Raw genomic sequence first — 24,354 nt, forward strand, 5'->3', positions numbered from 1 at the left:
ATGTTATTAAAAATTAATAAGAAAATAGAATTTATGCACAAAAATATTAATAAATTAGCACTTGCTGGCATTCTGATAGCTGGTGCTACCTTGTTTTTATCGGTAGCATTGGCAAAAAGCCCAAATGCTAGGGCTATAAACGGCTTAGAGCATAAAGCAATTGTTAACAATGTGACGCAAACATTGCTTAAGGTTTCCTCAAAGGAACCTGGTGCCATTGGTAAGCAGGTCCAGGAAATAGTTCAAGAACAGGATAGCGCCAAAGATGCGACCGCCAGTGCTATTGATGCTATTCAAAATAGAAATCCAATTAAAACCTTTTTAATTGGCACGGATTATAAAAATGTTGGTCAGGTACGCAGTGAAATGGTGCGTACTAGAAATCAAATTAATAAAATTGAACAGCTGATTGACAAAACAACTAATCCTACCACCAAAACAACTTTGCAGGAGCAATTGAACACATTAGGAGCTGAGCAGCAAAAAATAGAAACTTTCCTTAAGACCAATGAGAGTAAATTTAGTCTATTCGGTTGGTTTTTTAGATTATTTAATCTGCCTACTCCAACGACTACCACAACTGTTTCCTCCTCCACCGTCAGCTCCACTACTTCAACTGCTACAACTGTCAGTACTACAACCACTGCATCTAGCGCTACTACGTCTACCACTGTCACTCCTACTTCTATTACAACAACCGTCCCAACTACTACTGCGCCAACGCCAACGACAACTACTACCCTATAATCCGATCTTAATGAAGTCTCCATTAAAAAACAGAACCTTGACCGATTCTGTTTTTTAGTCTGCTAGCTATTTTTATTTACTCGTAACGCAAGGCATCAATAGGATTTAGGCGGGCAGCTTTCTTAGCTGGATAATAACCAAAAACAACGCCGATAAGAGCTGATACCCCAAAGGCTAGCAAGATAGAGCTGGAAGCTACTTTAGTGGGAATATTGCCTATTTTAGTAATAGCAAAGGCAATCACTATTCCCAAAATAATCCCTAAAATACCGCCCACAAAGGTTAAGATAATAGATTCGCTTAAAAACTGGGCGCTAATATCATTGCTAGTAGCTCCGATGGCTTTGCGCAAGCCTATTTCGCGAGTTCTCTCGGTTACGTTTGTCAGCATCATATTCATAATACCAATACCGCCTACTGCTAAAGAAATACCGGCAATAGATGCCAAAAGCACAGTCAATGTTTGGGTCATAGTATTAGCAATAGATAAAACATCAGACATGCTCACGGCGCTAAAATCAGCCTTGGTAGCATCGCTAATATGATGACGCTTTAATAGTAAATCAGTAATTTGAGCTAATGTTTCGTTCATATCTTTAGCATTATCGGCTTGAACGGCAATGGTAGAAACATAATTGTTGCCTATAAGCAATTTTTGGGCAACACTTAAAGGCACATAAATAACGTCATCTAATAGCCCTGAAGCCTTAGCTACTCCAATAACCGTAAACTGAATACCATTAATGCGAATGGTCTCGCCTATGGGACTGCTCGCACCTCCAAATAAATCTTCATTCGTAGTAGCTCCTAGCACGGCTACTTTATTTAGATTGGTATTATCTAAATCAGTGACGAAATCTCCTTGGTCAATAGTAACGTTTCTAACGTTGGCATAACTGGCAGTTACTCCGGTCACCGAAGTATTAGTGTTAGCCCCTTTAGTAATAACTTGATAGCGTCCGCTTACGGTAGGAGCAATATCGACTACCGTATTAATTTCTGTGCGGATGGCTTCAACATCACTTAAGGTCAAACTATTAGCCCCTCCTCGCCCACCTCTGGCCTGGGAACCAAAGGTTCTTTGAAAACCTGGCGTTACCAAAATTAAATTAGACCCTAAAGACTGGATACCGCTTTGGATAGTATTACTAGCCCCCTGCCCTACTGAAATCATGGCAATAACAGAAGCTATGCCAATAACAATTCCAAGGACAGTCAAGCCGGAACGCATTTTGTTGCTTTTAATGGCAGTGAAAGCCTCTGCAAAAATATCGCTGAAAGTCATATTCTAAGCAAAAATGAGATTAGTATTGATAGCATCAGAAGTAATAGCACCATCCTGGATAGTAATAATGCGTTTGGCATGAGCAGCGATATGACTGTCGTGAGTAATAAGAATGATAGTACGGTGATGTTTTTGATTAAGGTCCTGCAGGGTTTTAAGGACTACTTCGCCTGTATGGGAATCCAAATTGCCAGTGGGTTCATCCGCTAGAATTAAACTGGGGTTATTAACTAGTGACCTGGCTATAGCCACTCTTTGCATCTGCCCTCCAGATAGTTGGTTGGAATAATGGGAAAAACGATTTTCATCAAAACCAACTTTATTTAAGCTTTCTTTAGCAATAGCCAGTCTTTGAGCACGAGGAACTTGAGTATACATTAATGGCAACATTACATTCTGGAGAGCGGTGACACGAGGCAATAAATTAAAAGATTGAAAAACAAAGCCTATCTTTTTTTTACGAATATCGGCCAATTCATTATCTGATAGTAAAGAAACATTTTTACCATCAAGCCAATATTCTCCGCTAGTAGGTGTATCTAGAGCGCCGAGAATATGCATCAAAGTAGATTTACCAGAACCAGATGGTCCGATAATTGCCACAAATTCCCCATCTTGTACTTGAAAAGAAATATCTTTCAAAGCTACAGTTTCTATATCGTCGTGACTATAAATTTTGCCTATATGAATGCAATCAATCATAGTAATATATTTATCTGGATATTCCACCGCCCATGGGAGCCGCGCCAAGACCTGCTCCTAAACTGCCAAAATTATTCCTAAGGCTGGAACTGGTCCGAGAATTATTGCCCAAGTAGTTTGGTATAGTTGTTTTGGTAGTGCTATTCGCATTCACAGTTTTAATAACTACTAGGTCGCCTTCTTTAAGACCACTTTTAATTTCCGTTACAGTGTCATTGCTAGAGCCCGTCTGCACCATTTGCCTTTTTGGTTTGACAGTAGTAGTCATAACATTTCCTTTGACATCAATATTGGCATCAGCAGCTACTTCCACATAATAAGACCCAGTAGAACCGCTTTTAAGGGCCGCATTAGGAATCAAAAGCGTTTCCGCTTTATTTTCGACAGTAATGGTCACATTGGCGCTCATACCTGGCTTAACACGCTCATCGTCTTGCTCTAAGGTCACGGTCACCCCATAAGAAACTACTCCCGAGCTTACACTGCCTAAATTATCCACTTTGGAGACTTTACCCGGAAGGGTTAGTCCATCGATAGCATCAAAAGTTACGCTGGCTGTTTGGTTAACGCTAATTTTAGTGGCATCAATTTCGTTTACATCTAGAGTGACTGTTTTGTTTTTGGTTACTAAAGTAGCGACCACGTCGCCAGAGTTAACTGGATGGGCAATTTTAGCATCTATTTTGGCTATCACGCCGTCAAAAGGTGCACGCACAAAGCAATCATTATAATTTGTTTGCGCTTGCGCTAAGGCCAATTGGAGGCTTTGAAGGTCTAAAGGACTAGTATCGTTTTCAAGCGCCTGAGTTTTTTCTATGATAGTGCGATTAGCATTGTCTATGTTCATTTGAATATTATCGATAGAGCTACGACTAGCATCTAAAGTCTGTAAGTAAGCGCTAGCTTGGTTTATCCAAGTATTCAAATTATTCTGCGTAGTTACTGCCGCCTGAGAGGCCAAAAGGTCGCTCTGGTCATAGGCAATATGGTCTGTGGCATTTTTTGCTTCCTTTAAGGCAGAGACAAGGTTTTGAGTGCTGCTATAAGCGCTATCAAGCAATTGTTTCAAGGAGGCGTAATCGCTGTTACGGTTCAATAAGCGATAATTTTGAAACATCGCCGTATATTGGGCACGGGCGGAATCAAAATCTCTGCCAGCAGTGCGAACATAATCACGAGTAGTTTCATCCTGGCTATAAATACGCTGGTCAGAAAGGAAGCCATTGGCGCTATAAAAAACATCATTAAGAGAGGAAATAATAGCAGGAGTACCCACTGTCACATTGCCCACAGCGTCATAAGCGCTTTGGTAGGCATCATGCAAGTCAGTGGCTAATTGAGCTTGATTATCTTGGCTGCTTTTTAAAGCATTTTGCAGTTGAGTTTGAGATAAGGGATTAGTCTGTTGCCATTTGGCTAAATTCAGCTGAGCGCTTTGCAGGTTATAGTATGCTTGTGTACAGGCAATCTTAGCAATAGTAGCCCCGCTCTTCACTGTATCCCCTTCCGCCACATAAATATTAGTGATATCGCCAGAAGCCTTAGCCTTTAAATCTAGTTGGTCAGATAATTCAACCTGACCAGTATCGGTTATGGTGTTAATGAATGGTCCTTTAGTAACCTTGGCCAAAGTATAAACATTAGACACTTGTTTACTTTTAACTAGCTTCACAACAAAATAACTGCCAACAAGAAGAATGACTACTAGGATGCCGATGGCTAATAACTTATGGGTTTTTATCCATTGGGACAACTTTAAAAAGCGCGAATGCCACATAAAATCGTATATTTAAAATAATAATAAATCAATTATTGAGGTAAAATGCGCACAAAAATAGCCTTAATTTGACCAGTAGGAGTAGCAGTTCCAATAATAACAGCCGGGTCATTAATATGTAAATCAGTCCAAGTCAACGGTCGCCCCATCTTCACAAAGGTTGTATTTTCATCGGTTACAATAATAAGTTCTAGGTTGTCTCCGCTTTGTAAAACAAAACTCTTGTCTGGATTAATCTGAATAATGCGGCCAAAGGTACCATGGCTATTAATGCTCATCGGTCCCTGTGTTTGCCATTTGTCTGTAGAAACATTTGGAGAACCGGCAAAATTCTGCTGGTAGGCTGTTAGCCAATGACAAGCGAAACGAGCAGAATTGCGACCAATACTAACACCTAAATTAAACACCAGCAACAAAACCAAGCCAGTCAATATCCATTTAGGCCATCTGGGCGATGGGGGTGACGATACTGGCAAATCCCCGCTATGGTTAACGGGTTGATTTATATTGTCTAAGTTTTCGCTATTTTCTTTCATGAAAATGAATATTTCAAATTTTTTGCCACTGTTTGACCCTAAATAAATAGAAAGCAGCTATCACTATACCAATTAGGCATAATAGTAACTCGCTGATAATGTAACTAGGGGCTGATTCTAAGATAGCTAACAAGGCATAACTTCTAGTAGTCCAATTTGTATAAGCAAGACTGCTAGCGCTTTGGATAAAATAGAATATGCCCGTAGAAGGCAATTGTTTTAAAAACTGAAATCCGCTAGTCACAAGACCACCTAAGCTAATAACCAAGAGGCTTAAAACACATAAGCGCGTATAAAAACGTTGGCGACGGCTTCGCTTTTTCACTTCATTTAGAATAGCCGCAAGCAAAGCGGCTGGGGGGTCAAGATTATATTTTTTGATTACCGCATTCATTGTATTTTGAGTCATCGCAAAACTTGGCTATTTCCTTACATATAATACGCTCCCTAACGCTTAAAAGGTGCAAATTATTGTGGCCAAAGATGCCGCAAAATTAAAATAGCGCGTCGATACTGACTTTTGACAGTATTTAAAGGTAGTTGATTAAGACGGGCTATGTCTTGCAAACTTTGACCATCTGCGTAGGCCTTAAGAACAGTTTGGTATTTTTCTGGTAACTGCCCTAGCAATTCTTCTAGAGTGCTCAAGTCATTGAGTTTTTCTAGAAACAGGTCTGGCATTTCATCTAAACGTTGTAAAATTTCCTCTTGCTTGTTATCAGCTGAAATTGCATCAAAAGACAGGTCTCGACGCCTGTATTGTTTTCTTAGCCAATCGTTTAATACATTTTTAGCGATTCGGAAAAGCCAGGCTTTAAAACTTTTTTGCTGGTCAAACGAGGGTAAATGTTGCCAAACTTTAACAAAAGTTTCTTGCGTTAAGTCGCTAGCTACAGCTTCGTCTCCAGTATGGGCATAAATAAAATTATAGATAAGCTTGAGGTATCTTTGGATTAATATTTCTAAAAAATCATCCTGACCATTCAAGTAGCCAGCGATTAAATTGGAGTCGCTCGGGGGTTCTAATGGCATAGTTTTAAGAATAACATTTTTCCCGTGTCTTTCCTAGCAATGAAAGCAGCTCATTGTTATGAGCTGCTTTGTAACTAAATACTAATCTAGGCTGTTTTATCTTTAAGGGCGACAAAAACACAGAAACCACCAAGAATAAGCTTAAAGATACTATGCCAAAGTGGGTCGTAAGCAATCCAAAGTGCAGAAATATAATTAGATAAAATACCCCAAATTCCCATTAAAATAATAACCAATCCAACTCCTAATAATATTTTTTTGCTCATATTTATTTATTAAATTAATAACTTCTACAATAATTATATGATAGTCATATCAGAAAGCAAGCAAAGATAATCACATTGACATTATACTGGTTCACGAGTTATAATATTATCATTAGCTTTTACATCGTAACCGTAAACAACATAGTACTATCCTGATTGTGATAGATGGCTTTTTGCTGCTTAGACTACTTGATGTACGCACCTTACAACTCAAAAGGAGGATTTATGTACAGAAGAGTGATCGTAACTGTTGCTATTCTTGTTCTACTGTTTTGTTGCATTCCGGTATCAGTGGGACAACTAGCAGCTGTTCCTCAGCCTACCATCATTCTCCCTATAACTATTCAATCAAATGACGTAATAGTTTTGGGAGAAAACAGGCCTAGCGAGTATGCTTATCAAAACTGGTCATTTGAATATTGGACCGAGTCTAAGGATGTTTTTTCTGACATTAATGGTAGAAGGCCATTTCCATGGGGCGGAGAAGTTTTCGAAGGGGACATTACCTTTCTAGCGAATAAAGAAGGCTACTCCGGCCAAAGATCGTTTCAAATAGAGAGTAGTACAGCCTCAAGCCATGGAGCCATAGCCGTTCCTGATTTACCCTATAAACCAGACGTTGAATCTAATCAACTTTATTATCTGGGATGTTGGGTAAAATACGATATTACCGAAGGCTACGGTGTAAGGCTTACTCAGCAGTTTTTCTTGCCTAAAGATACATTCTATCCAACCTATGCTTGTTATGGAAAATGGCTGAAGGGTAAAAGCAACGGCTGGGTATATCTTGGCCTTCTCGTCAAAGCTCCAAAGGACACCTATAAAGGCGATCCCGTTATAGAGCTCTGGGGACAAGGTACTGTCGCTGTAGACGAAGTCTATTTCGGTCCCGCAGAAATCAAACAAGGAAACTCAGGAGGACTAACATGAGCCTTGGTAAGAAACTCGGAATCCGATCTGCCGAAGACGCGATTTATGCGCTAGCTACGTGTATTGTAGCAATTTATGTCTTCCTAATACTTGGGGTTACAATTTTCGATGTATTGGGAAAACACATTGCTTATTCCAGCAAAATCGTCGTCAAAGCACTGAATGCCCAATTCCCTTGGTTACTTCTATTGTGCATTGTTGTGATGTACGCCAGTGTTTTCATCTGGATATTCATGGGAATGGCAAGTTTCTTTTACAAAAAGAAACCCGACCACATAACCCTGTATAATGCCAAGTTGGTATCAGTTCTGATCCCAGCCCATAACGAAGAAGCTGTGGTAAAGAATATCCTCCAGGATATTCTTGGCCAAAGTTATCAAAACTTCGAAATTATTGTTATTGCTCACAATTGCAGTGACAATACCGTTGAGACAGCCAACAGCGTATGTGATTCAAGAATAAAAGTTCTTGATTATCACTCAGCCGAATCTGGCAAAGCCTTGGCTCTCAACTATGGGTTACAATTTGTGCATGGGGATGTCATAGCACAATTCGACACTGACAACAGGATCAAAGATCCATTACTCTTCAATAGAGCTATGTTCTATTTTCAAGACAACTCAATCGATGCCATTCAAGGAGCTCTTTCGACTAGCAATTCAAAGGAGTCTCTCCTGACTTTTTTGCAGGAAGTTGAGTACGACGTTTTTTCCTGCATTTCTTGGCAAGGGCGAGATGCCTTGAAACTCCCATGTTTCTTGGCTGGTACAGGCATTTTCATTACCACTCATACAATCAGACAAGTCGGTGGTTGGGCTAATTCCCTAGTTGAGGATTTTGAGCTTTTCACTAGACTCACCCTCAAAGGGAAAAAGATTATTTATGCCGACAATGTCGTGGTTTATGATGAAAAGCCGGCAACATGGTCAGCTATTATGAAGCAACGGTCTCGTTGGGTAAAAGGTCATCTCGGAGTGACCTGGAAGAACCTCGATCATTTTGGAAATTGGTTGGATTACCTCTATAGGCTCTCGCCTCTTTCCGTATTCGCTTGGTGGGTGTCCAACTTCCTGTATATCTACTATTTTTTGACTGGCCAAATCTCGACGGTAAACATCAATGGCTGGTTCTGGATAAGTTGGTCAACCCTGTTCTTCATGTTCATGGTGGTAACCACGTGGAAAAAGAGAGGTTTCAAACGAGTTTTTGCTCTACCGATCTATTGGATCTTTGGTTTCCACTGGTTGTTCGTGACCTTCTACAGTTTAGGGGTCCGATCTTGGAATGATACCAAGACTGCTCATTTTGGAAGAACAGCCTCATAGGAGGGCATCTATGCGATATCGTTTGATAGTAACGTTTTTCTTGGTTATTATTCTTGTCTCTGTGGGAGTTTTAGTAAAAATAAAACTTCCCTACACTGCCAAGGATTTCCAATACATCGCAATGCAGCAGGTAAGCCCTTCTTCAGAACACAAGATCACGGCTGTAAAAGCCGGTAAGGTGGACTATTTCAAAGGCATTGATTTCTATCCTGCCCCCTTGCCCTATGAATCTGAAGAAGGATCATTGGCTCTCGACGGTTTACTAGAAGCAAAAACTGCCAATTTCGTAGGTTTACGTTTTTTTCTTAGGGAACAAGAGCAGACATCTACCCTAGTTCTCTTTGACGTAAACCAAGACACGATTTTGGCAGATATCATTACCAGAGTTCATGAGTCAGGAAAGGGAGTTTGTCTTGAGCCTCAGATAATGATGGACACTGCAGGGCAATTTGTCGCTAACCTCAAACCAAAAAATATCAAGACTTGGTTTGAGAGTTATGATAAAGCCATTCTTCACTATGCTCAACTGGCCAACGATTGCGGAGTAGAACTCTTCTCTGTTGCCAATGAGAATAGCTCTCTCTGGCAATATTCCAGTCAATGGACCAATTTGATTGATAAGGTAAATCTTGTCTTCGACGGTTTTGTTACCGTACGTTTAAACTGTTGGTGGCAAGAGTCTGCCTTCAATGAGGTTTTAACTTACTCATGGCTAAGCCAACCTGGTTTAGACTTTGTAGGGATTTCTCCTTACTTTGATTTGACAACCAAGGACAATCCTACGGTAACGGACCTCACAGAATCGTGGACAAGTACCCAAGGTAATAGACATTGTATCAACATTCTTGCAGAGCTTACGGCCATCTCTAAAAAGTATAAGAAAAAAATTATCTTTCTAGAGATTGGCTACCGTAGTATCAAAGGTTGCTCTGCTGAACCGTGGAATGCTAGTGATTATGTACCAAGAATGTCTAGTACTAAGATCACCTATTCAGACAAAGACCAAGCGGTAGCCATTAGGGCTCTTTATGAAGTTTTTGACAAACAAACATGGTTTGCCGGAGCCTTCTGGTTCTATTGGCCAACTGCTAAACCCTCCAAACAAGACACTACGTGGAGCATCTGGACAAAACCAGGACAAGAACTTCTCCAAAGCGTCTTTACTGCACATTAGCTCAATGGGCTGATCATATAATTTAATTGATCAGCCCATTTTTATTTAATGCCTGTATTCTGTTATTTATATGATACAATAATCATACTAGTACTCCTTCTCGTATTAAGTTGCAGTAAAGAACAAATTATTTTTATGAGCAAGACAAAAAACATAATTAGCCTAGCTTGCATTATCCTAATTTTAACATTAGGAATAAGCTATTTAGTGCATAATTTTTTCTTAAATCCTTGCCGACAACCAATTACTTATTCTATTGGTGAGATAGACCCCCGTTTTAATTTAACTCGTAGTGATGTTATTAAGGCGCTAAATCAAGCAGAGGCAATCTGGGAAAAGCCCACTGGTAAAAATTTATTTGCTTATGACGAAGCGGGAAAATTAAAAGTATCTTTTGTATACGATAGCCGCCAAGAGTCTACTGTTACGCTTCAACGATTGGGTATGTCAATTAATGAGGATGAAAAAACTTACGATTCCTTAAAAATCCAATATAATGCATCACTTTCTGGCTATAATACCCAAAAACAGACTTTGACCGACCTGATTGACCGTTATAATTCAGCCAAAGCGGAATATGACAGTGAAGTCACTACTTGGAATAAAAAAGGCGGCGCTCCTAAACAAGAATACGACAGATTAAACGAAGAAAAAAACAGCTTAATGGCTTTAGCTTCCCAGATTCAATCTCTTCAAGGCGAACTGAACAAAATGGTGGATACCATTAATGCTATGGCTAATGTTTTAAACAGGCTAGCTGCGGCTCTCAATTTAAATGTCAATAAGTATAATACGATTGGTCTTGGCCAGGAGACAGAATTTCAGGAGGGAGTTTATAAAAAAGATTTAACCGGTGCGCAAATAATTGTGTATCAATTTGATAGTTATACTAAATTAGTGCGCGTCCTAGCTCACGAATTTGGTCATGCCTTGGGTCTCTCGCATTTTAATAATCCAGAAGCTATCATGTATTCTGTAAATCAAAGTGATAATCTAAACCTATCGGCTTCAGAAATTTCTGCTGTTAAGGCAATGTGCCGCATTCCATAAATTGTTTCTGCTTCATTGCGAGTGCTCTCTAATAATGATATAGCAGTGTCTTAAAAATAATTTTCTAATCAATCAATGAATTATAAAACAGCTTCGGTTTTTCCTTTGTCAGATATCTATACAAATCTCAAAAGCGGCTCCCAGGGTTTAACTGATGAGCAAGCAGAAGAATCCTTTAAAGTATTTGGACCTAATAGCTGGCGCACCACGAATACGGGTTGGTGGCGTATTTTAATAAATCAATTTAAGTCAGTCTTTGTTTATCTTTTATTTTTAGCAGCGCTTATTTCTTTCATTTTAGGAGAAAAATTAGATGGTAGTCTAATATTGGTTTTCACCTTCATCAATGTTCTGATTAGTTTTTTCCAAGAATATAAAGCCAGCCGTGTGGCGCAATTGTTAAATCGTTATATCCAATCAAATACCCTAGTATTGCGCAATGGGCAAGCAAAAGAGATACCAAAAACATCTGTAGTTCCCGGTGACATTTTAATTTTAAAGCCTGGAGATTTAGTTGTGGCTGATGCCCGTTTAATAGAAGCCCAAAATTTAAATCTTGACGAGTCGGTTTTAACTGGAGAATCCAAAAATATTAATAAAATAGCGAATGATGCCCGAACTCAGCCACAGTCTATTTTCGATGCCCAAAATATTGTTTTCGCCAGTACAGCCGTAGTGAGCGGCGAAGGATTGGCTATTGTTTTTAGCACGGGTTTAAATACTCAAGTTGGGAAAATAGTGGGACTAACTTCAATTTCTGCTAAGAAAAGTTTGTATGAAAAAGAAATTTTAGATTTTTCTAAAATTATCCTTCAGACAGTCGTAATTGCTATCTTATTTATTCTTTTGGCTAATTTATTAATCAAAGGACAAGAAAATTTTGGTAATTTTTTAGTCTTCTGCCTAGTCTTAACTATCAGTTTAATTCCAGAGGCTTTACCAGCAGTCGTCACTTTAAACCTTTCCAAGGGCGCCCTGCGCTTGGCCAAACAAAAGGTGGTAGTGAAAAGATTATCTGCCATAGAGGAATTGGGCAATATTGAGATTCTGTGCACTGATAAAACTGGCACTTTAACAGAAAATAAGCTTACTGTTGACACTATTTATAGCGAAGATAAGGAAAAATGCCTGCTCTACTCTGCTCTGTGCGGAACAGACCCTAAGGAGCCTCTAAACACTGCCCTTAAAAACCGTTTAAGCAAAGAACAGATTGCCCAGCTTTCTTCTTACAAATTATTGGAAATGGTTCCGTTTGATTTTAATAGAATGCATGAAACTACCCTGTATAACTATAATGCTAAAAATATTTTGATTATTCGAGGCATTTTTGAAACTGTTCTAAACTTGTGCGACTTAGACGAACCGACCATTAATAAATGGTTGGCTATGGAGCATCAAGCAAGCCTCGAGGGCAAGCGGGTATTGGCGCTTTCTTTTAAGCCTTTCCCCGAAAGCAAATTTGGAGAGAACGATGAAAAGCATTGCCAATTTCTTGGTTTTATGACTTTGGCTGACCCCTTAAAACCTACCGCCAAATCCACCATTGTTGCGGCCCGGAAATTAGGTATTCAAGTAAAAATTATCTCTGGGGATAGCCCGGAAGTGACTGGCGCCATTGGCAGAGAGGTGGGCTTAATTGATAATGCCACAAAAGTTATTTTAGGAAAAGACTTGGAAGCTCTCCCTGAAGAAAAATGGTTTGAAGCAGTCAAAAATCATGAAATTTTTGCTAGGATAGCTCCGGAGACTAAATTAAAAATCATAAAAGCATTGCAGACAAAATATAGTGTGGGCTATCTGGGGGAAGGTATCAATGATGCTCCAGCCCTAAAGGCAGCAGATGTTGGTTTAGTTGTTAGCCAAACTAGCGATGTAGCCCGTGAAGCAGCAGATATTTTGCTCTTGGACACTGACCTAAAAACTATTGTAAAAGGGGTCGAAGACGGCCGTATAATTTTTGCCAATATTAATAAATATATTAAATGCGCCCTTTCTAGCAATTTTGGCAACTTTTATTCTATAGCCATTCTTTCCTTGGTATTAACTTTCTTGCCTATGTTGCCGTCACAAATTCTTTTAGAAAATGTGCTTAGCGATTTTCCTTTATTAGCTATTGCGGATGACAGAGTAGATGCTTCAGAATTACATAAACCCAGAGTTTATAAAATGAAAAATATTCTTCCCTTAATTCTTCTCTTGGCTCTAGCTAGTTCCCTTATGGACTTCACTTTCTTCTTTCTCTTTCGCCATTATTCTCAAACTACCTTGCCTACATTGTGGTATTTGATGAGCCTTCTAACAGAAATCGTTTTGATTTTTTCTATACGCTCACGAAAACCCATTTGGAAAACACCCCGGATTAACAAAACCCTTGGACTTATGTGCTTATTAACCCTAATTGTTGGTATTAGCCTCCCCTATCTTTCTCTCGGGCAGAAATATCTGTCATTTGTTTACCCCCCAAGACAAGCCCTTTTAGTTATTGGCATGCTTCTAATTGCTTATGCCTTGCTTAATGAATTGATTAAAAAACTATATTATAATAAACTAGCAACAAATAATTCAAAATTAATTAATTATGCTATTAAATAATCTTGAGCTCGGCGATATAAAATCAGGGATAATAAACGTTTTGGTTGAAGTGCCGAAAGGAGGCAAAAATAAATATGAATATGACGAAACCATAGAGGCCCTCAGATTAGATAGGATTTTGTCTTCACCCATATTTTATCCCACCGATTACGGTTTTATCCCTCAAACCCTAGCAGATGATGGAGACCATCTTGATGTTTTGATAGTGACTGAATCACCTAGTTATCCGGGATGCATTTTGACAGTCAGGGTCATAGGAGCGCTTAAGATGAGCGATGAAAAAGGCACAGATTATAAGATTTTGGCTGTAGTGGAAAATGACCCTATCATGGCTAAAACATTTGATATAGCCGACCTGAATGAGCATCTTCTCAAAGAAATCAAGCATTTTTTTGATGATTACAAGTCTTTAGAAGATAATAAGTTTTCTAAGGTAGAGGGTTGGGAGAATAGAGAATTTGCTCTCCAAGAAATTGAAAGATGCGCTTTGGCGTATCAAAATAAAAAACATTAACAGAATAAAACATTAAAAAACCAACCTCTCGCGAGATTGGTTTTTTAGTTTAATAATTTTTGTATTCCTTTAGCCTGTCTACTAAATCTTGATTACCGCGTATTTTTTCTATAGCCTTGGCTTCTATTTGCCTAATTCGTTCACGTGTTACTCCCTTAGCTTCCCCCACCTCTTCTAGGGTATGCATCACACCGTCTTCTAGTCCGAAACGCATGGTAATGATTTCCTTTTCTCTTTCGGTGAGAGTGCCTAAAGCTTTCTGTAATTCTTCTTTAAGAAGGGTATTCACTGTTTGGTCCGCGGGACTAAGGCTGTTATTATCTTGCTGGGTATCCCCAATCGTATTGCTATCTTCGTCATGACCAAGCGGCTGGTCTAAAGACAAAGTTTCTTGCGATATCTTAATAATATTCCTGATTTTATCCACGGGCTCATTCATTTCTATAGCGATTTCTTCTGGAGTCGGCTCTCTTTCTAGCTGTTGCATAAGCTCATGCCTTTTTTGGTTAAACTTAGTCATCGTTTCAACCATATGCACAGGAATTCTGATAGTACGCGCCTGTTCCGCTAAGGCCCTGGTAATCGACTGCCTAATCCACCAGGTAGCGTAAGTGGAAAATTTAAAGCCCTTATGCCAATCAAATTTATCTACGGCTCGAGATAAACCAATATTCCCCTCTTGAATTAAATCAAGAAAACTTAGCTGTTTGCTGCGATTAACATATTTTTTAGCAATACTTACTACTAATCTCAGATTGGCCTGGATCATTTTTTGGCGCGCTTCTTCGTCTCCTAATTGGCATTTCTTAGAAATTTCTCTTTCTTCTGCCGCTGTGAGCAACGGAATTTTGCCTATTTCTGTTAGGTAAGATTGAACATTGTCCGGCATAGTGCGCATACTTTCGGCGCTGATAAGTTTCTCGAGCTCTTCTCGGCTAACTTCTTCTTCCTTGCTGCTATTAAGAAAATCCTGCGTTTCTACCACCTCGACATTATTCTGAAATAATCTGTCATAAAGCTCTTCTAAAAGACCAATATCATTTTCAACATTGGGTAATGTTTTAAGGATTTCAGACTGAGTAATAAAGCCCCTTTCTTTTCCTTTGGAAACTAATTCTTCCAAAATACGAGTCTTTTCATCTTTGGCAAGACGATTAATTTTCTTCTTTACCTTTTTAACAGCTTTTTTGGAAACAACTTTTTTCTTCCTAGAAGGTTTGTTCTTAGCAACCGTGGGAGCAGGATTCTTTTTTTTCTTCAAAGGGAGCTGTTTTTTTGTCTTCTTTATCTTAAGACTAGAGGGTTTCTTGGCTGATAATGAAGCCCTAGAGTGTTGCGAGGCTTTTACTACCTTCTTTTTTTTATTTTTTGTATTTGCCATAGCGCAATAGTTATAACAAAGTTAGTAATTAATTCAAGTGCCAGCATTCTTGCTCCTGACTAGCTAAGTCTTTTAATTGATTTAAGAGTTGCGCAATTTTCTCTGTCTGCGATTGACCATCAGTTTGGGATTTTTCTAACTCGGCAATTTGATTATTAATCCGACTGATTTCATTTTTAAAATATAGTTGCTTAAGCTCGTTAAGGGAAGTTTCAATTTCCTGTTTCAAATCGCACTTGGTAATGGTAAGAATACCACACTCATTTTCCCCATAAAGCTCTAATTCATCCAGCTGATTGATTAGATTGGTGTCCAATTCTTTATTTACCAGTTCTTGGTGGGAAGCTGTTTGCAGCTCTGGTGCCAAGACAATTTGGTCAATTAATGCTTGCTCCGTTGCGTCAAAAAATAAATGGTATTTTTCTAGCACTCCTATCAAATCTTTTCCGTGATAATCACTTTTTAGAAGCAATGCCAGAGTTCTTTTGGAAAGAATCTCGCGGCGGTCAATAAGCTGGTTACTGCTTAAATTGTACTCCTCAGCTTCTGAATCGGCTTTATCTGCTCTCGGTATAAATTCTGGTTTAATTTTGAGCAACTCGTCTTCTAAAACAGAAAAGTCAATCCCAGTAAAACTAGCTAATTGCGATAACCAATAAGATTTATCTATTAAGTCGGGCAGGTATTTTATTTTGGGCAGGAAATAAGAGGCTACCGCCTTTTTACCATCCAAGCTATTAACATCACCCTTGTGTTGGGCCAAGTTGAAAAAGAATTGCATAACCGGTATTGCTGTTTGGGGCAAAGTTGCTGCAGCCTCCTTATGTTCTCGACTAAAATCAGCCATATCTTTCCCCTCGGGGAGCTCTAAAATGCTCACTTTAAAGCCTTTTTGCAATGCCAGGGCAATACTTCTTTCGTCTGCATTTTGGCCAGCTTCATCCATATCAAAACCCAAGATCAAATTCTCGGAATATTTCTTCAAAATGGCTAATTGATATGCCGTTAAAGCAGTGCCCGAAGAAGCCACTATATTTTTTAATCCATTTTGCCAACCCATCAACATATCCATCTGCCCTTCCACTATCACTATTTGATTGCGAGCGCGCAAATCATTCTTGGTCACATCTAACCCATACAGAATTTTACTTTTATCGTAAACCAACGTTTGCGGAGTATTTACGTATTTACCTACCGCCTTAGGGTCCTTTACTGTTTTTAAAGGCCTTTTATCAAAAATGCGCCCCGTAAAACCCACCGTCCGGCCAAAAGAATCTCTTAAAGGAAACATGATTCTTCCCCTAAAACGGTCATAGATTTTGCCGGAATCGTTACTGTCACTGGCTAAAAGAGCTAAGCCTGTTCCTAAAATATTGCCGGCTTTATATCCCTTTTGAGATAAATATTTTGATAGAGCCTGCCAATCATCTAAAGCGAATCCTATCCCGAATCGATTAATAGTCTCTTGGGTCAGCCCCCTGTCTAAGAGGTAATTTAGAACCTCCTCGTCTTTTTCCAAATTACTAACAAAAAATTTGTTAGCCGCTTCATTAATTTCTAAAAGAGTATTTTGTTCTGACTGTAATTTGGCATCTCGGGGCTTCAGTTCAACGCCAGCTTTGTTAGCCAATATTTTCAGAGCCTCGGGGAATTCTAGGTGTTCCATCTTCATAAGGAAACCGAAGATATCTCCACCAGCTCCGCAACCGAAACAGTGAAAAATTTGTCTAGTAGGAGAAACTATAAACGAAGGAGTTTTTTCACTATGAAAAGGACAAAGCCCCTTATAATTAGCACCAGCCTTAGAAAGCTTTACATACTCTCCAATTATCTGGACTATATCTAATTTATTTTTGATTTCTTCTAATTGGCTATCCATTGTTATTCATTTGCTATTACTATAGAATTCTTTTTCTTTTTGGCTAACTGTAGTCCTTTATTGGCTTTGTTTATTAGTGTTTGGATTGTTTTTTCATCCTTCAAACTAGCCATACCTATAGAGAAAGTAACAGCCTCACCTTTTGACCATTTTTTGATATATGCCTTCATATTCTTGGCCCTCAAATTGTTTATAATAGCTTTAGCGAAATTGGTGACATGGTATTCGGCTAATGTCTTTGCCGTTTTCATGCTAGTAAACGGCAACAAAAGAATAAATTCATCCCCACCCCAACGTCCGAAAATGTCTGTCTGCCTTATATGGTGATGAAAGTAAGTTCCCACGATTTTTAAGACAGCGTCTCCCAGGGCATAACTGTATTTATCATTGTAATGTTTAAAATTATCGACATCAATAAGCATCAAACAAAGATCCCCTGTCTTGTCTGCTTTACGGCGGCTATATTTACGAGCCTGGACAGCCATATTAAATGGCACCTGGCTAAATTTTAAAAAGCCGCGTCTATTGTAGACATCAATAAGAACATCTTGATAAGCTAATTTTTCGAGACGACTAATTTCTTTTTCTAAAATTGCTATTTTTTTATTAGTCAGCACGGTTTGCGATTTTGAAGACATAATTTAGGATTTTTCAAATTATTGGTTAGAGATTATGCCATTGCCAAGGCGTTACATATAGCCTCACTTTTTCTAAATAGCCTTTAAAGGCCGTAAAGGCGCCTAAAAGATTATCCACTGGCAAATTAGTTTTGGGAACCTTGAATTCTATATTTTGACCCTTAAGGTCGAAAGCCAAATCAAAATATGCTTTATTAGCTGAAGCCAAGTCAATAATTCGCACTGATTTTTTTAAATTATTGCTAATAACAATAAGATATTTGGGAGTGTCATTGAAGCTTAAATTGGCGTACTGGGGATAGAAATACAAATATAATCTAGAGCCCAAGGTTATTTTGCCAGTGAAGCCAATGCGAAACAACAAATTGATGTCATTCTTATTATTCTCAACCGAGAAGCTCTTTATGTGAAACCCTTTCCCCAAATAGCCTAAAGCATAATTAGTAGGTAAATTAACAGGCGTATCTATGTCTGTAATGTCACCGCTAGTATTTTCTGGCCAGTTGGGGTCGGCATAGTAGGAATTGGTATCCTTGGTTTGGAAGAAAATTTCATTCTGTCTGATAAAGGACTTTAAAGTAAGACCAGAACGCACTTGGGTTACATACTGCTTAAGTGCTATTTCTTTATTGGCTTCCTCTTCGGCAGTTAAATTAAAATTTTTATAAGTAAAATAATCTTCACTAATATAACTGGGTGGTACCAGATAGCTATAGGGAGAATATCTTAAAGGTTCTGGATAATAGTGCTGGTGAATTAAATAGCTGTAAATTTTTGGTTTAATTGTGAGGGTATTCATAGCCGCACGAGCAAATAAAGCGGCTGCCTGATGGTCTGGATGAACATCCAAGTTAGTGGGCAAGAAGACTTGGGTAGGCTGGTAGGCAGACGCTACTTTGAGCATATCGGTTATTATGGATTTGGCATTATACGACGCTCCTGGTGTTTGGGCAATATCATAGGGAACTTTGTTAGTAGCAGTAATAGGATTTAAAAATGACCGCCCATTCCAATAGCCCTGCCAAATTCTTAAGGTGCCCCCATCGGGATAACCCAAAAAATACAAATCTTCTACTTTCAAGCCCAATATAGAAGTGCCTTTAGTTGCCTCTTGCGACCTTTTCCTGCCTAGCTCTCTGTATTGCAAGGGGGTTAATAAGGCATTCTTTTTGTCTAACCAGGCAGCTATTTCATTGTGGTCCCCTAGGGTGAGGTAAATAACCTTTACCTGAGCACCTTTTTCTTTGGCTCTTTGAATATAACCGCCCATACCCAGTGTTTCATCGTCAGGATGGGGGGCTATGATTAAAATCCTATCATCGGCTCGAGGCTCGTCTATTTGATTTTCCGGTTTTAATATTTGCAGAAGAATAGGCCAATTTTCTAACTTACGGCCAATCAGAATATAGTTGGCTATACCGATGAGAAACAGAAAGCTCACTAAGCCTATAAGAATTTTAAAAAGATTCTGGCTGGCGTTAGCGGTTGTTTTCAGTGCGTGAATAATCATTATTCTTTGCTTTTGTTTAGTTGAAGCTTGTTCGCCAAATTCAACTTCTTCAGAATACTGGAATTGAAGGTGCTTAATAATTTACCTTTTTCCTGGTGCCTTTCAAGGGCTAAATCAATCAGTTCTTTCAAGAGCTCAGAAAAATCTATGCCACTAGCTTTCCAGAGGTGGTGATACAATGTCCCCGGCAAAGGGTTAATTTCATTGGCATAAATTTTACGATTGGCTCTGTCATACAAATAATCTATACGGGCCGTTCCCCAACAACCCAAAAGCTTGTAAATCTTAATGCTCAACTCTTCTATTTTCTTGGCATCTTCAGAGTCAATTTGGGCGGGAATAACCAAATTATGTTTGGCTTTGCCTAACTGGGAACCGCCATCATTTAAATATTTTTCTTCGTAGTTAAAAAAATCGGCATCAAAAAGAGATTCTTGGATAAGAGAGGCCTTGGGATCATTGCCACCCAAAACAGCGCAAGTAAGGTCGGCTAGATTTTTAATCCCTTCCTCCACGACCACTTTGTCGTCATAATGCAAAGCCACATTAATTGCTTCCATTAGTTCTTCATTGTTATTAACCTTGGTGATGCCAATGGAAGAACCCAATCTTGCTGGTTTAACAAAAATGGGAAAATCTAATTTATTAGTAATCTGCTTCATTATTTCTTTCCCCTGCTTATCCCAATCGTAACTCGTAAAGGCAATGAAAGCGGCCGTTTCTATTTTGTTGCCCAAATAGAATTGTTTCGTTAAGGCTTTATCCATGGCAATAGCAGATGAAGTCACATCACACCCCACGTAAGGGATATTAAACATTTCAAATAGTCCTTGAATAGTGCCATCTTCGCCATTTTGACCATGGAGAGCAGGAAAGGCTAGGTCGATAATAATCTTTTTGCCAAAAAGGCCTTTCTTTTTCAAAACCATTTTGCCCTTAGATTCTTCTAGGTCTAATGTATAATTATGAAAATGACTTAAATCATGGTCTGTCTGAAACATTTTGATATTACCAAGAGAATCGCTTATATACCATAAGCCATTCCTGCCGATATAAACAGGAATAACATTATGACCAAGGCCTTTCAGACCGGCAATAATAAACTGAGCAGTAATAATACTGACATCATGCTCAGGGCTGCGACTTCCAAAAAATACTCCAATATTCATATCAAACAAAATATTAAATTACTATAAAATGGCGCCTATTGATAGTTATCGGTCCAGTCATTTTGAAAAATAATGACATCGCCAGGCTTGAGAATATTTTTAATATCCGCATGAGCAGAATCGGTTGAAGGATAAATAGTGAGATTATCTTCGGAAAAACCTTTGTTCAAAAGCCCTGCGCGAATATATTCTGAAACGCTATTTTTGATCAGAATTACCTTATCGGCTACTGGAGCCAAATTTTCGCCTAATTCATGATGAATTTTCTCTGAAGCCTTGCCCATTTCTACTAATCCTGGCGTTAAATAAATTTTACGCCTATCGCTAAAACGTTTCAAGAGTTTGATAGCTTCCCTCGCGCCAGCAGGATTGCCATTATAGCTATCGTCTATAATTAAAACATTTTGGGCCGTTAAGATTGGTTCTAATCGATGAGGTATCGGTTGCAAACGGTTGAAACCTCTCTGAATTTCTGCTACAGAAAGACCCAATTTTAAGGCAATCTCAATGACCCCCATTAAGGTGCCTAAAATATAGTCGCCAATTAGAGCCGTTTTAAAATGGCCAATTAAGTCTTCTCCTTCTGTTTTTGTAAGGTCAAATTCCAACCCTTTGGCATCTGGCAAATAAATTTTATTTTTGATGGCATAAGGAGTGCGAGAAAATTTGCTTTCAGAATAAAAATTAACCTCTCTCTCCCCCACAAATTTTTTGTAATTGTCTAGAATATAATCATTATCAGCATTTAAAAATACCGGAGCCGTTAATTTAGCATTGGTGACAATTTCAAACTTTCCTAAAATAGTGTTCTTAATGGAACCAAATCTCTCCAGATGGCTTTCATTAATACCAGTGAGCACGGCTATATCCGGTTTTGCTATTTGGCAGAGGGTTTTAATATCTCCCACTCTATAAGCCCCCATTTCGGCAATAAGAATTTCAAATGCTGGCCCCAGATCATCTAAAATTAGCCTGGAAAGGCCTATAGGAGTGTTTTTATTCTCGGGGGTGGCGAGAACCCTGTATTTCTCTTCTAAAACCGTTTTAAGAGCCTCCTTAAAGGTAGTTTTGCCATAGCTTCCGGTAATACCAATGATTTTAAGACGAGGGGCTTCCGTTAGTTTAAGCTTCGCCTTGCCAACTATCCTTGACTTAATAGCATGGTCAAAAGGCCAAAAAACAAATACCGCTAAACAAAAAACGAAAGGACAAATGAGAGATAAAAGCTCGCAGAGAACTACTCCTAGAATAATTTTAGCGACTACATTGGCTACTGTCATGGGGCGCAGGATGCTGGCTAAAAAGATAAGAATAAAACCGAAATAAATAACACTAGCTATAACAGTGATCATTTTTAATTTACGAGTCCAGATAATTGGTTGCCGTTTGGCGGTAAGACTTCTGCCTCTGGAATAAAACGCTTTGACGAAGCGTCTTAAATCATAATTTTCTAATTGAAGAAAATAAATGGCTAATAAATAATATTTCCCTAAAAACATATTATTTTACAAATTTCAAAAGGCTATTACAGAATGGCGTAGGACTGTCCAAAAAACTAAAATGTCCTCCCGAAACTATCTCCAGGCTGGAATTTGGAATCAAATTATTCATCCTTTTAGCATATGAAACTGGGGTAGTTTTGTCTTTATCTCCCCAAAAGATCAGGGTAGGTTTATCAATTTTGCTCATATCCGCAGATAAGTCCTCTTTAATTATCTTGATATAAGAACTCGTCAATTGAGGGGTTGCCAGATAATCCCCTACGCCCATGAGATTATAAAGTTTTGGTTTGATGGCTTTGAGGCCGGGAATCTTAAAAACTGGTTTTAAAATTTTAGCTATCCCGCCCTTAATTTTTTTCGCAGCGCTTGTGTCTACGAAACCAGCGCTGTCTACCAAAACAATTTTAGACACCAACTCTGGGTCTTGAGCTGCTAATTTGATAGAAATTCTGCCTCCAAAGGAGTGTCCAACCAAAACTACTGGCGCTAAATCAAACTTCAAGATAAATTTTTTGACAATATCAGCGTACTCGCTTACCCCAAAAGTCTCTTCTGGATACTCTGAATAACCAAAACCAGGCAGGTCTAACGCGTAAAGACTAAAACCCTCATTGGCTAACGCCAACATGGTTCCCTCCCAAAGCAAACTCTCGCTTCGCCAACCATGAAGGAATAAAATAGTTTTTTCTCCTTTTTTGCCTGCGAAATAATAGCTTAAAAGAATATTATCTATAACTGTATTTATTTTAATCATAGGTAACGGCATTATACCATAAAAGGCTTATTTAGGGCACCAGGCAGTCAAAAAGCTGCCATTTTAGGCAGCTTTTAAGCAAATTTAACACCGCTAGAAATTAATGCCCAGAAATAAACAATGATACAAGACCCCAAAAGATAGAATTGGCAACGATGGCAGCCCAGAAAAATAAAGATAAATAAAGGCAACCTATTACAATCAAAACCGTAAAGCCAGCTTTTTTCCAATCGTTCTGTTTCTTTTTAAAGGTTTCTAGGTCGGCATAATGACCGGCTTCCCAAGCCCATTCGTTACCTTTAGCTCCCAAAAGAATGGCCATGGGCAACCACAAATACGGCAATAATGCTAAGAGGCCTAACCAAACGTTATTGCCAATAGCCCAAATCCAAGACAAGAGAAAGGCGCCCCAATTCCAACGTTTCAGCTCATCCGGTACGCCATGGCAATGACACTTGCCTTCATGCTTGTCTTCTCTTTTATCATCATCCCATTGGCAGCCACATTGGCACCCGTGTTCATGCCCATTATGTTCGTGCTCTTCATGCTTATCTTTTTCTTCCTCCTCTTCCTCCTCTTCTCGCTTTGTTTTGTTTAGTTCATCCATAAAAAAATAAATAATTATTGACGACCAGAATTATATCACAAACTTATTAATAAGAATAATTAAAAAACCATTACGAATATTGCGTCCGCAATTATCTACAATTCAAGGATAAAAATTATTCCTTCTTCTTATCTAATTTATCCAAATGCAATAGCTTCACTCCGTAATAAACCACGAGAGCAATCACTGTAAAATCAATAACGACACTAATAAGATCTCCGTACATAACCCTAGCCGAGCCAATAGGGAAAGAAGCTGTTTGTAAGCCTGCAGCTTTGCCTAAAATTAACCCCAAAATAGGATTAATAATATCTGAAACTAAGGCAGAGACTACTTTAGATACTGCTCCCCCTAAAATAAAACCAACAGCCAAACCTATTACCCCCTGCTCTCGTATAAAGTCAATAAATCCCTTCATGATAGTTAGTTAAAATTATTAATTAATATCAATTTCTAATCTGTAGTGGTAGGGATTAGCCCTGTACAACGCCAGTTGATTTCAGCGGTTTTGTTTACTATGTCTACCACGCAAGCAGGGTTGCAACCTTTGTGCGCTGTTGTAGGTTTAAAGTCAATCCACCAATAGCCACCTTCATTACAGAAATGTTGAGTTAATAACGCCCCTTCTTTCAAACAAGCGCTGGTAGAAGCAGAAGCAATAGCTAAAGCATCTTTATAACTCATTTTTACATCTGTGCCAGTTTTGGCGCAATACTCTTCCTCTGGCTTGACGGCCGCAATCTGACAAGTAGCATTCACACACTCGCAAGTCATGTTAGAAGTAACTTCCATTTTAGGACAATTAATTACTTGACCAACTACTTTCCGAATGCATTTATTACCGCATTTAGTACAATCGCTAGTCACGGAACAGGCTGTGCTTATAGTGGTAGTAGGACGAGAAGTTACAGGCACCTTAGCAATATTTAAGATAAATATCTGGCTAGCAGTAAAGCTACTATTGGTGGCTTGGGAACGTATTCC

At 38.8% G+C, this 24,354-nt stretch carries 24 protein-coding genes; 7 read left to right on the forward strand and 17 right to left on the reverse strand.

Translation table 11 applies throughout. From position 1 onward, the window contains the following. Nucleotides 1-747 (forward strand): hypothetical protein (locus PK547_01905; protein HPR91466.1); only part of this gene is annotated, 747 nt, incomplete at its 5' end. Nucleotides 748-823: 76 nt separating this feature from the next. On the opposite strand, the gene PK547_01910 is transcribed toward PK547_01905, so the two are convergent. From PK547_01910 to PK547_01940, 7 genes are all read right to left on the reverse strand, one after another. Then, nucleotides 824-2,032: an ABC transporter permease gene (locus PK547_01910; protein HPR91467.1), complete on the reverse strand. Its 1,209-nt coding sequence runs from the start codon at nt 2,030-2,032 to the stop codon at nt 824-826. A 3-nt stretch (nt 2,033-2,035) separates the two neighbouring features. Continuing rightward, nucleotides 2,036-2,734, reverse strand: a complete 699-nt coding sequence (locus PK547_01915) for an ABC transporter ATP-binding protein (protein HPR91468.1) — start codon at nt 2,732-2,734, stop codon at nt 2,036-2,038. Between the two features lie 10 nt (nt 2,735-2,744). Beyond that, the gene (locus PK547_01920; GenBank protein ID HPR91469.1) at nt 2,745-4,511 is read right to left on the reverse strand and encodes an HlyD family efflux transporter periplasmic adaptor subunit; all 1,767 of its coding nucleotides are present in this window, start codon (nt 4,509-4,511) and stop codon (nt 2,745-2,747) included. A 32-nt stretch (nt 4,512-4,543) separates the two neighbouring features. Beyond that, nucleotides 4,544-5,047 carry a hypothetical protein gene (locus tag PK547_01925; GenBank protein HPR91470.1) on the reverse strand — a complete coding sequence of 168 codons (504 nt, stop codon included), beginning with the start codon at nt 5,045-5,047 and terminating at the stop codon, nt 4,544-4,546. Nucleotides 5,048-5,060: 13 nt separating this feature from the next. Next, the gene (locus tag PK547_01930) at nt 5,061-5,456 is read right to left on the reverse strand and encodes a hypothetical protein (protein ID HPR91471.1); all 396 of its coding nucleotides are present in this window, start codon (nt 5,454-5,456) and stop codon (nt 5,061-5,063) included. A 59-nt stretch (nt 5,457-5,515) separates the two neighbouring features. Next, complete coding sequence (locus PK547_01935) at nt 5,516-6,079, reverse strand: sigma-70 family RNA polymerase sigma factor (GenBank protein ID HPR91472.1); 564 nt, start codon at nt 6,077-6,079, stop codon at nt 5,516-5,518. A gap of 86 nt (nt 6,080-6,165) precedes the next feature. Next, on the reverse strand, nt 6,166-6,345 hold the full coding sequence (locus tag PK547_01940; GenBank protein ID HPR91473.1) for a hypothetical protein: 180 nt from the start codon (nt 6,343-6,345) through the stop codon (nt 6,166-6,168). Nucleotides 6,346-6,570: 225 nt separating this feature from the next. Between PK547_01940 and PK547_01945 the strand changes: the two genes are divergently transcribed. The 6 genes from PK547_01945 (at nt 6,571) to PK547_01970 (ending at nt 13,930) form a co-directional block, all read left to right on the forward strand. Beyond that, complete coding sequence (locus PK547_01945) at nt 6,571-7,275, forward strand: hypothetical protein (GenBank protein ID HPR91474.1); 705 nt, start codon at nt 6,571-6,573, stop codon at nt 7,273-7,275. 239 nt (nt 7,276-7,514) lie between these two features. Next, complete coding sequence (locus tag PK547_01950; GenBank protein ID HPR91475.1) at nt 7,515-8,600, forward strand: glycosyltransferase family 2 protein; 1,086 nt, start codon at nt 7,515-7,517, stop codon at nt 8,598-8,600. Between the two features lie 10 nt (nt 8,601-8,610). After that, complete coding sequence (locus PK547_01955; protein HPR91476.1) at nt 8,611-9,774, forward strand: hypothetical protein; 1,164 nt, start codon at nt 8,611-8,613, stop codon at nt 9,772-9,774. A 135-nt stretch (nt 9,775-9,909) separates the two neighbouring features. After that, entirely contained in the window at nt 9,910-10,824 is a 915-nt protein-coding gene (locus tag PK547_01960) for a matrixin family metalloprotease (GenBank protein ID HPR91477.1), read from the forward strand. A gap of 75 nt (nt 10,825-10,899) precedes the next feature. Next, entirely contained in the window at nt 10,900-13,416 is a 2,517-nt protein-coding gene (locus PK547_01965) for an HAD-IC family P-type ATPase (protein ID HPR91478.1), read from the forward strand. Further along, nucleotides 13,403-13,930, forward strand: coding sequence for an inorganic diphosphatase (locus tag PK547_01970; protein HPR91479.1), 528 nt, complete (start codon nt 13,403-13,405; stop codon nt 13,928-13,930). The genes PK547_01965 and PK547_01970 overlap by 14 nt, the downstream gene beginning before the upstream one ends. A gap of 49 nt (nt 13,931-13,979) precedes the next feature. Here the strand turns inward: PK547_01970 and PK547_01975 are convergent, their stop codons facing one another. The 10 genes from PK547_01975 to PK547_02020 form a co-directional block, all read right to left on the reverse strand. Then, nucleotides 13,980-15,311: a sigma-70 family RNA polymerase sigma factor gene (locus PK547_01975; protein HPR91480.1), complete on the reverse strand. Its 1,332-nt coding sequence runs from the start codon at nt 15,309-15,311 to the stop codon at nt 13,980-13,982. A gap of 28 nt (nt 15,312-15,339) precedes the next feature. Continuing rightward, nucleotides 15,340-17,190, reverse strand: coding sequence for a DNA primase (gene dnaG, locus PK547_01980; GenBank protein HPR91481.1), 1,851 nt, complete (start codon nt 17,188-17,190; stop codon nt 15,340-15,342). 2 nt (nt 17,191-17,192) lie between these two features. Beyond that, complete coding sequence (locus PK547_01985) at nt 17,193-17,828, reverse strand: GGDEF domain-containing protein (GenBank protein ID HPR91482.1); 636 nt, start codon at nt 17,826-17,828, stop codon at nt 17,193-17,195. A 25-nt stretch (nt 17,829-17,853) separates the two neighbouring features. After that, the gene (locus PK547_01990; GenBank protein ID HPR91483.1) at nt 17,854-19,338 is read right to left on the reverse strand and encodes a PIG-L family deacetylase; all 1,485 of its coding nucleotides are present in this window, start codon (nt 19,336-19,338) and stop codon (nt 17,854-17,856) included. Next, complete coding sequence (locus PK547_01995; GenBank protein HPR91484.1) at nt 19,338-20,507, reverse strand: D-alanine--D-alanine ligase family protein; 1,170 nt, start codon at nt 20,505-20,507, stop codon at nt 19,338-19,340. Before PK547_01995 ends, PK547_01990 begins: the two co-directional genes overlap by 1 nt. A gap of 35 nt (nt 20,508-20,542) precedes the next feature. Beyond that, a complete protein-coding gene (gene murF / locus PK547_02000) occupies nt 20,543-22,006 on the reverse strand; it encodes a UDP-N-acetylmuramoyl-tripeptide--D-alanyl-D-alanine ligase (protein HPR91485.1) in 1,464 nt (487 codons plus the stop codon). Nucleotide 22,007: 1 nt separating this feature from the next. Continuing rightward, nucleotides 22,008-22,763, reverse strand: a complete 756-nt coding sequence (locus PK547_02005; GenBank protein HPR91486.1) for an alpha/beta hydrolase — start codon at nt 22,761-22,763, stop codon at nt 22,008-22,010. 100 nt (nt 22,764-22,863) lie between these two features. Continuing rightward, entirely contained in the window at nt 22,864-23,370 is a 507-nt protein-coding gene (locus PK547_02010) for a hypothetical protein (GenBank protein ID HPR91487.1), read from the reverse strand. Between the two features lie 115 nt (nt 23,371-23,485). Next, the gene (locus PK547_02015) at nt 23,486-23,788 is read right to left on the reverse strand and encodes an MscL family protein (protein HPR91488.1); all 303 of its coding nucleotides are present in this window, start codon (nt 23,786-23,788) and stop codon (nt 23,486-23,488) included. Between the two features lie 35 nt (nt 23,789-23,823). Further along, a partial coding sequence (locus PK547_02020) for a hypothetical protein (protein ID HPR91489.1) occupies nt 23,824-24,354 on the reverse strand: 531 nt, incomplete at its 5' end.

Source organism: Candidatus Paceibacterota bacterium (genome assembly GCA_035404205.1).
GTDB lineage: Bacteria > Patescibacteriota > Minisyncoccia > UBA6257 > JAVHQB01 > JAVHQB01.